The organism is Anaerobacillus sp. (genome assembly GCF_046314235.1).
Taxonomy (GTDB): domain Bacteria; phylum Bacillota; class Bacilli; order Bacillales; family Anaerobacillaceae; genus Anaerobacillus.
In genome coordinates this window covers 72,435-83,023 of the sequence record NZ_JBKBWN010000016.1, presented here as the reverse complement: position 1 = coordinate 83,023, position 10,589 = coordinate 72,435, and the positions used below count along the sequence as shown (strand labels likewise).

The following is a 10,589-nucleotide window of genomic DNA, read 5'->3' as shown; positions in this document are numbered from 1 at the left end:
TGGTGACCCGTACGGGATTCGAACCCGTGTTACCGCCGTGAAAGGGCGGTGTCTTAACCGCTTGACCAACGGGCCATTTAAATGGCGGAGAAGGAGGGATTTGAACCCTCGCGCCGCTCACACGACCTACACCCTTAGCAGGGGCGCCTCTTCAGCCTCTTGAGTACTTCCCCAAAAAATGGCTCCACAGGTAGGACTCGAACCTACGACCGATCGGTTAACAGCCGATAGCTCTACCACTGAGCTACTGTGGAATGTTTTGTTGACTTAGACAAGTCTACCTTGTTTGCGTCAATTTGTCAATACTGTTTTAGCCAATCACTGTTGAGAGAAATTCATTATCCCGTTTCAGCGACTTTTATAATTTAACATATTCGCAAAGTTTAAGTCAACTTTTTTTGAGAGTTTCATGCATCCTTATTCTTCCTTTACATTTACCGCACACATATTTAGCTGTATCAATCTTTCTTTTTCGATTAAATGCTGTACCACAACTCATACATTTGTATATGTGTAACACCTTACTAGCTCTTCTCAAACCAGGAATTGCACTGCAATATTTCGACCCTTCTACCTTTAATAGCAAATCCTGAAAATCTTTATCAATATGGCGATAACCCTTTTTTTGAAGATGTAAATGGTAATGACAAAGTTCATGTTTAATAATGCCGATCAAAGCATCAATACCAAAATGCTCAAACTGCTTTGGGTTAATCTCAATATTATGTGAACCTAGGAGATACCTTCCACCCGTTGTTCTAAGTCTCGGATTAAACAATGCCTTATGTTTAAAAGGCCAACCAAAGAAATCTATTGATATTTGTTCCACTAACTCCTGTAACTGAACAGCGTTCATTAAATAATTACCCCTTAAATTCTTTATTACATAAAAAAACCTTCAACAATGACAACCACTTATTCATATACTATACATACTAACACACTTAAATTTCTGGAGCATCTATCTTAATTATAGGAAGGGGGACTTCCGGTGCCCGACTGGCTACAAAAGCAACTTAAAAATGCTTTTTATGAGAAAAATCGTCAACAAATTCGGTTATTAAATCAGTGTTGGTATTATTACCATCGGAGGTATGAACCAGAAAACAACATTAGGAAACACACAAAGTAACTCGCAAAAAAGAGCCTGGGACTACCAAGCTCTTCTTCACTTCACTTAATAACTACTAAATTTGGTTTTCTGGTTTTAGCATCGTTAAGGCAATACGCTGTTTTTTGGCATCAACTGTATCTACCCAAACAGTAACTACATCACCAACAGAAACCACTTCCATCGGATGTTTAACAAATCGATTTGTTAACTTTGAAATATGAACGAGGCCATCTTGCTTCACTCCAATATCAACAAAAGCTCCAAAGTCTACAACATTTCGAATTGTCCCTTGTAACTCCATACCGGTTTGCAAATCCTCTAGCTGCAATACATCTTTTTTCAGTAATGGGGTCGCAACCTCATCACGAGGATCTCTAAGTGGACGTATGAGAGCATCAATAATATCCTTCAACGTCGGTATACCAATTTCTAGATCCGCCGCCAGTTGCTCTAAGTCAACCCCTTTTAGTTGTTCACTTAATTCAGCCGATCCAATTTGTTCAGGTTTTGCGCCAAGTTGTTTTAATAGCCTTTTTGTTTCCTTATAACTTTCTGGGTGAATGCCAGTTTGATCTAACGGGTCATCACCATCGATGACTCGTAAAAAGCCAATACACTGTTCGTACGTTTTTGCACCGAGTCGCGGAATTTTCTTAAGTTGGCCACGATTCGTAAACTTCCCTTCTTCCTCGCGTTTTTTCACGATGTTATTTGCAACAGATTTCGATAAACCTGCTACATATTGAAGTAGCGAACCAGATGCAGTATTAACATTCACCCCTACTTGGTTAACTACTGTTTCAACAACAAATGTTAAAGAATCATTTAGTTTCGATTGGGTGACGTCATGTTGATACTGACCTACACCCACTGATTTAGGGTCTATCTTTACCAATTCAGCCAACGGATCTTGTAACCTTCTCGCTATAGATATCGCACTTCTTTCTTCTACTTGTAAATCAGGAAACTCTTCTCTCCCAAGTGGAGATGCCGAGTACACACTTGCTCCTGCCTCATTTACTATTAAATAATACACTTCTTTGTTAACTTCTTTTATAACATCTGCAATGAATTGTTCCGTTTCCCGTGAAGCTGTCCCATTACCAATGGCAATAACCTCAATATCATGTTTATTAATAAGTTCTTGGACGATTTTCTTCCCTTTTTCAGTTTCATTTTTAGGTGGTGTCGGATAGATAACAGAAATGTGTAATACCTTACCTGTTTCATCTACAGCAGCTAATTTACACCCTGTTCGATATGCCGGGTCAACCCCTAAAACAACTCTCCCTTTTAAAGGCGGTTGTAATAACAAGTTCCGTAAATTTTCTGAAAAAATATGAATTGCTTGATCTTCACCTTTCTCAGAAAGTTCCTTACGGATTTCCCTTTCAATTGAAGGTTCTATTAACCGTTTGTAGCTATCACCAATGGCCTCTTTTATAAAAGGAGTAGCAGGTGAGTGATTTCTTTTTATGTATTTCCTTTCAATTAACGTAATAATTTTGTCTAAAGGTGTTAAAAGAGATACCTTCAAGACCGCCTCTTTTTCTCCCCTGTTTAAAGCTAAAATACGGTGAGGAACGATCTTTCCGACTTGCTCTTCATACTCGTAATACATTTCATAAACGCCTTTTTCATCTTTTTCTATATCCTTAGAGACTGAGACGAGTTTTCCTTCTTTATATGTAAGCTGACGAATTAATTTACGAATTTCAGGATCGTCCGATATCCATTCAGCAATAATGTCTAAGGCACCTTGAAGAGCATCTTCGATCGTTTGTACTTCTTTTTCTTCAGAAATATACTGGGAAGCCACTTCCTCTACATTTCCATCAGTAGGAAAAGAGAATAGCCAAGTCGCCAGTGGTTCTAAGCCCTTTTCTTTCGCAACAGTTGCTCTAGTTCTACGTTTTTGTTTATATGGGCGATATAAATCTTCAACTTCCTGCAATTTCGTAGCTTTAATAATCGCCTGTTGAAGTTCATCGGTTAGCTTATCTTGTTCTTGAATAAGACGAATAACCTCTTCTTTTCTCGTTTCTAAATTATTAATGTACGTCCATCTCTCGACAATTGTTCTTATTTGAACTTCATCAAGTGATCCAGTTAACTCTTTACGATAACGAGCAATAAATGGAACTGTATTCCCTTCTTCAATTAACGAGACAACATTTTCAATGGCTTTCTTTGAAAATGCCGTTTCCTTCATAAGTAATTGCAGCATATTTTGTTTTTTCTCTTCCATCCTATGCACCAACTTTCTTCAGTCATATTTACTTATTCTATAGAAAGATTACCAGAAAATAAAGGATAGTAAAAAAACACACATAAAAAGGCAGCTAATATTAGCTGCCTACCTCAGTATTCTTTCAACAGTTTGTAACTTTCATCATGTCCAAAGCGAGTGATTTACTCCATTAAACCTAGACTACTTGAAAACATCCCCAACAACAAACGTAGTGTCATCTTTTTTAAAATCAGCAATTTTTTTAACTGCATAAATAACATCAGTAATACTATTTTCTCTCATGATTGCTTTTTGTAAAGTAGATTGTAAGTCGACACCATCTGTAAAAATAATAAACCTCATTCCTGTTTTATAAGGGAGATGTTGTGTGGTAAAGTTGAGTTTTTTACCGGATAGGAAGCCTCGCCTTGGAATAGTCCTAGTTAAAATTCCATCAAGGGAATAAAAAATACAATTTATATTCCCGGTATTACTGTAGATAATTTCTTTATTTTTATAATCAACCTTAATAATCGAAAGAACGACCCCGCGCCTATTAAGTAATAATCGATTACAATTTTCCATTAACATAACCAAGTCTTCATGATGATTTTCACGTATATAATCCATCACTACCTTAGAAGCTTCATATGCAAATTGACCACTACCTAGTCCATCTGACACAGCACAAATAAAGTAATCCTCACTTTCATTACAAAAAAGCGCGTCGCCACACCAAGGGCTTTTGTTTTTAGCTTCCTGAAATGATCCTAACTGTACATTATTAAAATTCTGCACTTTAGCCATCTATAGGCACTCCGTAGACTTTACAGGCAAGGAAGCTTTTAGTTTTTCTAACGCTCGCCTCTGCAATCTTGAAACATGCATTTGGGAAATACCAAGTTTATCACCAGTCTCTTTTTGACTAAGACCCTCATAAAACGAACAAAACAAGATTTGTTTTTCCCTTTCACTAAGTACGGAAAAGGCTTTTTCAATCAATAGCTGCTGATCCGTTTTTTCAAATCCAGTATCCGTTGCACCGACTAGATCTAACAGTGTAACTACTCCGCCTTCTTGATCAGCTTCAATGGAACGGTCTACAGACAACGCTTGGTAGCTTCTCGACATTTCCATTGTTTCTAACACATCTTCTTCACTGACATCCAGGTAATTGGCTATTTCAATAACCTTCGGTGAACGCTGTAATTCCGTTGTTAATTTTTCCACTGTATTCTTTATTTTTGGACCAAGCTCTTTAATTCTTCTAGGCACATGAACACTCCATGTTTTATCCCTAATATACCTTTTTATTTCTCCAATAATTGTCGGTACTGCAAATGACTCGAAACTTCTTCCTACGGAAAGGTCAAACCTTCGCAACGCACCTAATAATCCAATCATCCCTACTTGAATTAGATCCTCATCGTAATCTTTACCTCTTGAGAATTTCTTCGCTAACGTACGAACAAGCGCTTCATACTTTTTCACTAATTTCGTTTGAACTTCTTCTGATTGAGTTTTTTGAAACTCTTTAATTAATTTCTCTAATTCATTGTCGATCTGTGATTGTCGCTGAAACCCTTCCGACATTCTGTTCCACCTCACCTCTTTGTAGGAACTTAGTCATGATAATAATCACACCTGAATCATTGCTTATCTCAACTTTATCCATTAAAGTATCAATTAAAAATAAGCCAAGCCCACCTTCTTTTAACTGAGAAATAGGTTTATCTGCTCTAATCGGACCGAGACTTTCTTTTAATTCTTCTATAGAAAAACTATTACCACGATCTGCAACCATTATTTCTAAGCGATCTTGATAGACACCACAACCGACTGTCATCTGACCATGATTTTCTTTATAAGCATGATTCACTACATTTGTACACGCTTCAGCTACAGCGATCTTAATATCTTCAATATCATCGTAAGAATACCCAAGCCGATTGGCTATACCAGAAATAGTCAATCGAACGACACCGACATATTCAGGCTTAGCAGGCACCTTCATTTCTATGAAATCGGATGTATGACTCACTTCGCTTCCTCCCTCGTGCTTTCTTCAATACTAATAACTTCGTCTAGGCCCGTAATTTTAAACAACCTACGAACTCTATCGATCATACCGACCAACTTAATAAAACTCTTATTTTTATGAGTTGACTTTAAAGCACCAATGAATATCCCTAAGCCAATGCTATCAATATAATCGACTTGAGAAAAATCAACGATTACCTCGGCCGCCTCTTGTTCAGTAAGTGGTAGTAAGGCATCTTTTAATTTATTTGCTGTGTAGACATCTATTTCACCAGTTAAAAATAAGTAATGTTTATCCATCTCTTCTATGTGCTTAATTTCAAGATTCATAATTACCCTCCTCACATTAAATGTGTATACCACTAAATGAACTACTCTAAACTACTCTTCTTATAATTATTAAAGTAAAGTCATCCTTCAACTGAAAATTTTGGATTTTTTCTAAATCGCAATATACGTTCTCGACAATTTCCTGGGCAGATAAATGTATATACTTTTTTATCAATTTGGTTACTTCAATTCTGTCCAAAAAGCCATTCTCTGTTCTACATTCTGTAACTCCATCTGAGAGAAGTATAATCAAGTCACCTACTGCTATCTTTTGATCATACTCTTGAAACTTAGCTTTTTTAGTTAACCCAAGTACAAGTCCCTTAGTAGTTAAATCGGTAAATTCTTCAGAACTAGCCTGATAATAAAAACCTGGCTCATGACCAGCTCCTGCATAGTGGAATACATGATTTTGTATATCATATGACCCGTAAATCATTGTTATAAACATATCCGAACTAATATTTTGCTCAACTACTCTATTTATATTTTCAAGAAGCGCTTTTGGTCGTAAGCGCTGTTCAGGTAAGCTATCCATGGCGTATTTAATCATAGACATCGATAATGCTGCTGGTATGCCTTTTCCGATAATATCAGCTACCGCAACCCCTAAGTGCTCATCATTTTCGTTATTAAAGTGATAATAGTCGCCACTCACAACACTAGCAGCAACACTCTTCAAGCCTATATCCAACTTTTGATTAATTGGAACACCTTTAGGTAAGAGTTGCTGTTGCATTTTAGCAGCTACAGCAACTTCTGAATCCAATTGTTTTTGACGGTCTCGCAAACTTTGATGCTCCCTGTAGGCTAGTCCATACCCAACCATTACTTCAACAAGCAAATCGTTCGTTGCCAAGACTTCTTTAGGTAAGTTAGGAATTAACTCTTGAACAACTGTTACATGTAAATTAACCATATCTTCAGGAGACATATTTTCTTTTATTAACTGCCTAGAAAACTGTTGTGCTGTATATAGTGAATGCTCACTACCAGTTTGCAAGTATTCTTCTACAATTGATTTGTACAACTCGTGCAAGCTAATATCTGTTTTTTCCATAACTCATCCCCTTTCTAGCGAACCCATTTTATAGCGTTTATAATCGTCCCTTCGCCGACAGTTGAATCTATTGAGAATTCATCCATAAGTCGCTTTACCCCTGGTAACCCTGCCCCTAATCCTCCTGATGTTGTAAAGCCATCTTCCATTACTTTACGGATATCCTTAATTCCTGGGCCTTTATCTAATGCAGATACCTTTATCCCTACTTTATTTACAAGGACTACTTTCTCAATACAGATTTGTCCTCGCTTAGCATATAAATATATATTTCTAGCAAGCTCTGATATTGCCGTTGTAATTCTCGCCTGATCTACTGAACCAAAACCAATTTCTTTAGCTATTGTTCGTCCAGCTTGCCTAGCGGCTACTATACTCCACTCACTTTTAACCTCAACACAGGTTTGGGACATCGTTATTCCTCCAATTCCTGCTGTAATTTTTCCAATCCCTGTTCTAAATCTAGTGCCGTGGGAACACCATGTAATAAAATCCCCATATCCACTAAAGTAATGGCAACAGCCGGTTGTATCCCCGTTAACACAACTTTAGCTCCCATTAAATTAGACATATCTACGACATCACCTAAGACTTTGGCAATAAACGAATCAATGAAGTCAACAGACATAAGATCAATAACGACTCCTCTCGATCCTTCATCATGAATTTTATTTAAAATATCTTCTTGAAATTGTAAGGCAGTCTGATCATCTAACTCAATTTGTACTGATACTAGTAAATAATCCTTTAATTTTAAAATAGGAATCCGCATCTTACTCTCCCCTTTGTGTACCTTAAAGCGCCACGATCTTTTTATTTGTTATTTCTAAAGCCGTTTCAATCCCTTTTTTTAATGTATTTTTTGTCGGGAACTTCGTTAAGTCAATTCCTAAATTTACAATTGTCTGAGCAATTTCAGGTCTAATACCAACCAAGATGCATGTAGCTCCAACCAAACGAACCGCTTCCGACGCTTGAATAATGTGGTTTGCCACCATTGTGTCGACAACGGGAACACCTGTAATATCGATAAGAACAACTTCAGAACGATGATCTATTACACCATTTAAAAGATTTTCCATAATTAACTTCGCTCTTTCAGTGTCAATTGTTCCAATCAGCGGCATAACACTTATATTTTCAAACACTGGTATCAGGGGAGCGGATAGTTCCTTCAAAGCCATTTTTTGTAAGAATACCGTATTCTCCCATGAGCCAGAGTATTCATTTACTAGAATATTGACTATCTGATCTACCCAAATACTAACTTCGTAATAAACTTCTATATCTTTTTTAGCTGGCTCCCCATCATCAGATAATGTATCAAAGATTACCTTTCTAAATGTTTGAAGCCCAGTCGTTAAATAAGATAGTGGCCAACCAACTTGTATTAACCCTTCTGTAAATTGACTGAAATGCTCATCAAATAACTCTCCGCTACCGCTAAGGGAATTTAAAATAATTTCTACAAATTCTTTATTTGTACTCGTATAGACATAGTCAGATATATTTTCAAATTTATCTTCTTTTCGGTTTTCCTCTGTTTCTTTTAGCCAATTCTCGAAAATAATTTCTCTTTTCGTTTCAATCAGTTTTACTGCTGATGGTTTCATTTTTGAAGTCACTCCTTATTAGCTATTTCTATTATTATTTCATGTATATAAATAGGATGCAAAGATTTAGACGTTTTACAACTTGTAAAAAGTAAAAAATCTAACCTATAAATACAACCGGCATAACACTACTATAAAATTGATATCTGAATAATCTGATAAAATTACATAATAAAAAAAGTTGCTAATTAGCAACTCCTCTTAAAGTACTATAATTAATATAATTAGAAATCAATTAGTCCTAAACTAATTTGTAGCGCTTCATTGACTCGAGACATCATATCATCATCGAGATGGGTGATTTTGTCAGTTAAACGCTGCTTATCAATTGTTCGAACCTGTTCTAACAAGATAACAGAATCACGATCAAAGCCGTAACGCTTTGCATTAATTTCCACATGTGTTGGTAGTTTTGCCTTCTGGATCTGAGCTGTAATTGCTGCGACGATGACTGTTGGGCTAAACCGATTTCCGATATCATTTTGAATGATGAGAACTGGCCTTACTCCTCCTTGCTCTGAACCGACAACTGGTGAGAGATCAGCAAAATAAACGTCGCCACGTTTTACAACAATCAAAATCTACACCCCACTAACTAAGTCTAGTGTGCGTGTATGCTCTGCTTCCTCTTCAGCAAGAAAAGCTTCAGCAGCGATATTCAAATTAATCTTAGCCATTTCCATATAACCTTGTTGCATTGTTTCGCGAATCTGACGTTTTTTCTTCTCGCGAAGATAAGCTTTTGTAGCTTGGGAAATAAATTCACTTCGGTTAACATTTTCTCGTTTAATCAAGCCATCAACCTCATTTAATAAATGTTGTGGTAAGCTTACCGTGATTCTCTTTGTGTTAGCAGACACAAAAACACCTCCAACGTACACCTACAACTTAAATTTAAATTATATCCATGAATAATCATAGCATTACACGTACCTTTTTGCAAAGACTTATCTAAAATTGTTGTTGATAAAATTCGCTAAACTTAGTCATACTTCCTGTTCATAGCTCTTAGAACACTTTATTATTTACTGTAATTATTTCTCCACCTTTAAAAAAGACTCGGGGGACTCGGTGACTAATCATACAAGGAATTTCATAATTTATAGTACCTAACCTACGGGCTACTTCGTCAACAGATATCATTTCCTGTTTTTGCTCGCCGATTAAGGTTACTTTCGTTCCAACAGGCACTTTTTTATTAAGCTTAATCATCATTTGATCCATACATACTCTACCAACAATAGGACATCTTTCCCCTTCTACAAGGACAACACCCTTCAACCCATTTTCACGGAGCCAGCCATCTGCATAACCAATTGGTATCGTGGCTATTATTTCAGTTTCTTTCGTCCTATATGTTGCCCCATAACTAATTCCTTCATTACATTCAACTTCCTTAACATGAATAATTTTGCTATGGAGCGAGAAAGCCTCAGCTAAGTGAAAAGGAATTTCATCTCTCATCTCCTCGGATGGTGTTAGACCATACATCGATATACCTACTCTTGTCATAGAAAACATTTTGGAAGGGAATCTAATCGTCGCTGCACTATTACCACAATGTATATATGGAACTTTGACACCATATGCCTCTAGCCATCCTAGTATGTCTAAAAAACGATCATACTGCATTTGAAAGTAATCTAAATTCTTCTCGTCAGATGTAGCAAAATGAGTATATACACCTTCTAATATATATTCTTCAGTATGATTAATGTAATCAATTACAGCTTTTCCTTCATTTTTTGTTTTTATTCCAATCCTGCCCATACCTGTGTCTATTTTCATATGAAATGAACAATTCAAGTTTGATCTTAGAAATGTCTTAGCTTCCTCTAACCATTGCCTTTGAAAAACTGTTAATACTATATTATTTTCAGCAGCTAGATTAATGTCACTTGGTCTAACCCAACCAAGGACTAAAATTGGCTGTGTAATCCCTTCTTTCCTTAAAGCAATAGCTTCATCTAGTATTGCTACCCCTAAATAATCAGCACCAGAATTTAAAGCAACCTTAGCCACTTCAACTGCCCCATGACCATAGCCGTTCGCTTTAACAGCGGCCATTATTTTCACATCATCGTGTAAATGTTTTTTTATTGATTTAACGTTATCTTCGATAGCATCAAGATTAACCTCTACCCATGTATCACGATAAAAACCGTTTAAGTTTTCCAACTTAATGCTCCCCTTTCAAGAAAA

General features: G+C 36.5%; 14 protein-coding genes and 3 tRNA genes. 1 reads left to right on the top strand and 16 read right to left on the bottom strand.

Going from position 1 to position 10,589, the window contains the following annotated elements; genetic code table 11:
* From ACK4M9_RS18530 to ACK4M9_RS18515, 4 genes are all read right to left on the bottom strand, one after another.
* Positions 1 to 75 (bottom strand) — tRNA-Glu (locus ACK4M9_RS18530).
* A 7-nt stretch (positions 76 to 82) separates the two neighbouring features.
* Positions 83 to 173: transfer RNA gene (locus tag ACK4M9_RS18525), tRNA-Ser, on the bottom strand.
* Between the two features lie 6 nt (positions 174 to 179).
* A tRNA-Asn gene (locus ACK4M9_RS18520) sits at positions 180 to 254 on the bottom strand.
* A 134-nt stretch (positions 255 to 388) separates the two neighbouring features.
* Positions 389 to 856, bottom strand: a complete 468-nt coding sequence (locus tag ACK4M9_RS18515) for a SprT family protein (protein ID WP_409853835.1) — start codon at positions 854 to 856, stop codon at positions 389 to 391.
* A gap of 135 nt (positions 857 to 991) precedes the next feature.
* On the opposite strand from ACK4M9_RS18515, the gene cmpA reads away from it, so the two are divergent.
* Positions 992 to 1,132 (top strand): cortex morphogenetic protein CmpA, encoded by a 141-nt coding sequence (cmpA, locus tag ACK4M9_RS18510; protein WP_409853833.1) that lies wholly within the window; start codon positions 992 to 994, stop codon positions 1,130 to 1,132.
* Between the two features lie 55 nt (positions 1,133 to 1,187).
* Here the strand turns inward: cmpA and ACK4M9_RS18505 are convergent, their stop codons facing one another.
* From ACK4M9_RS18505 to alr, 12 genes are all read right to left on the bottom strand, one after another.
* Positions 1,188 to 3,362, bottom strand: a complete 2,175-nt coding sequence (locus ACK4M9_RS18505) for a Tex family protein (RefSeq protein ID WP_409853830.1) — start codon at positions 3,360 to 3,362, stop codon at positions 1,188 to 1,190.
* Positions 3,363 to 3,545: 183 nt separating this feature from the next.
* Complete coding sequence (locus ACK4M9_RS18500) at positions 3,546 to 4,151, bottom strand: SpoIIE family protein phosphatase (RefSeq protein WP_409853828.1); 606 nt, start codon at positions 4,149 to 4,151, stop codon at positions 3,546 to 3,548.
* The gene (gene sigB / locus ACK4M9_RS18495; protein ID WP_409853825.1) at positions 4,152 to 4,937 is read right to left on the bottom strand and encodes an RNA polymerase sigma factor SigB; all 786 of its coding nucleotides are present in this window, start codon (positions 4,935 to 4,937) and stop codon (positions 4,152 to 4,154) included.
* A complete protein-coding gene (gene rsbW / locus ACK4M9_RS18490) occupies positions 4,897 to 5,358 on the bottom strand; it encodes an anti-sigma B factor RsbW (protein ID WP_409853850.1) in 462 nt (153 codons plus the stop codon). Before rsbW ends, sigB begins: the two co-directional genes overlap by 41 nt.
* Positions 5,359 to 5,381: 23 nt before the next feature.
* Positions 5,382 to 5,714: an STAS domain-containing protein gene (locus ACK4M9_RS18485; RefSeq protein ID WP_409853822.1), complete on the bottom strand. Its 333-nt coding sequence runs from the start codon at positions 5,712 to 5,714 to the stop codon at positions 5,382 to 5,384.
* A 46-nt stretch (positions 5,715 to 5,760) separates the two neighbouring features.
* Positions 5,761 to 6,774 carry a PP2C family protein-serine/threonine phosphatase gene (locus ACK4M9_RS18480; protein ID WP_409853820.1) on the bottom strand — a complete coding sequence of 338 codons (1,014 nt, stop codon included), beginning with the start codon at positions 6,772 to 6,774 and terminating at the stop codon, positions 5,761 to 5,763.
* 14 nt (positions 6,775 to 6,788) lie between these two features.
* On the bottom strand, positions 6,789 to 7,187 hold the full coding sequence (locus ACK4M9_RS18475) for an anti-sigma regulatory factor (RefSeq protein WP_409853818.1): 399 nt from the start codon (positions 7,185 to 7,187) through the stop codon (positions 6,789 to 6,791).
* 2 nt (positions 7,188 to 7,189) lie between these two features.
* Positions 7,190 to 7,546, bottom strand: a complete 357-nt coding sequence (locus ACK4M9_RS18470; RefSeq protein WP_409853816.1) for an STAS domain-containing protein — start codon at positions 7,544 to 7,546, stop codon at positions 7,190 to 7,192.
* Positions 7,547 to 7,568: 22 nt separating this feature from the next.
* The gene (locus ACK4M9_RS18465) at positions 7,569 to 8,387 is read right to left on the bottom strand and encodes an RsbT co-antagonist protein RsbRA (protein WP_409853814.1); all 819 of its coding nucleotides are present in this window, start codon (positions 8,385 to 8,387) and stop codon (positions 7,569 to 7,571) included.
* Between the two features lie 224 nt (positions 8,388 to 8,611).
* Complete coding sequence (locus tag ACK4M9_RS18460) at positions 8,612 to 8,962, bottom strand: type II toxin-antitoxin system PemK/MazF family toxin (protein WP_071315458.1); 351 nt, start codon at positions 8,960 to 8,962, stop codon at positions 8,612 to 8,614.
* Positions 8,963 to 8,968: 6 nt separating this feature from the next.
* Positions 8,969 to 9,247, bottom strand: a complete 279-nt coding sequence (locus tag ACK4M9_RS18455) for a CopG family ribbon-helix-helix protein (RefSeq protein WP_261176436.1) — start codon at positions 9,245 to 9,247, stop codon at positions 8,969 to 8,971.
* Positions 9,248 to 9,395: 148 nt separating this feature from the next.
* Positions 9,396 to 10,565: an alanine racemase gene (gene alr / locus ACK4M9_RS18450; RefSeq protein ID WP_409853811.1), complete on the bottom strand. Its 1,170-nt coding sequence runs from the start codon at positions 10,563 to 10,565 to the stop codon at positions 9,396 to 9,398.
* Positions 10,566 to 10,589 lie beyond the last annotated feature (24 nt).

Bases quoted from the DNA above. Each gene is read 5' to 3' on its own strand.
- ACK4M9_RS18515 (WP_409853835.1), bottom strand. From the start codon at position 856: ATGAACGCTGTTCAGTTACAGGAGTTAGTGGAACAAATATCAATAGAT.
- ACK4M9_RS18505 (WP_409853830.1), bottom strand. From the start codon at position 3,362: ATGGAAGAGAAAAAACAAAATATGCTGCAATTACTTATGAAGGAAACG.
- ACK4M9_RS18500 (WP_409853828.1), bottom strand. From the start codon at position 4,151: ATGGCTAAAGTGCAGAATTTTAATAATGTACAGTTAGGATCATTTCAG.
- sigB (WP_409853825.1), bottom strand. From the start codon at position 4,937: ATGTCGGAAGGGTTTCAGCGACAATCACAGATCGACAATGAATTAGAG.
- rsbW (WP_409853850.1), bottom strand. From the start codon at position 5,358: ATGAAGGTGCCTGCTAAGCCTGAATATGTCGGTGTCGTTCGATTGACT.
- ACK4M9_RS18485 (WP_409853822.1), bottom strand. From the start codon at position 5,714: ATGAATCTTGAAATTAAGCACATAGAAGAGATGGATAAACATTACTTA.
- ACK4M9_RS18480 (WP_409853820.1), bottom strand. From the start codon at position 6,774: ATGGAAAAAACAGATATTAGCTTGCACGAGTTGTACAAATCAATTGTA.
- ACK4M9_RS18475 (WP_409853818.1), bottom strand. From the start codon at position 7,187: ATGTCCCAAACCTGTGTTGAGGTTAAAAGTGAGTGGAGTATAGTAGCC.
- ACK4M9_RS18470 (WP_409853816.1), bottom strand. From the start codon at position 7,546: ATGCGGATTCCTATTTTAAAATTAAAGGATTATTTACTAGTATCAGTA.
- ACK4M9_RS18465 (WP_409853814.1), bottom strand. From the start codon at position 8,387: ATGAAACCATCAGCAGTAAAACTGATTGAAACGAAAAGAGAAATTATT.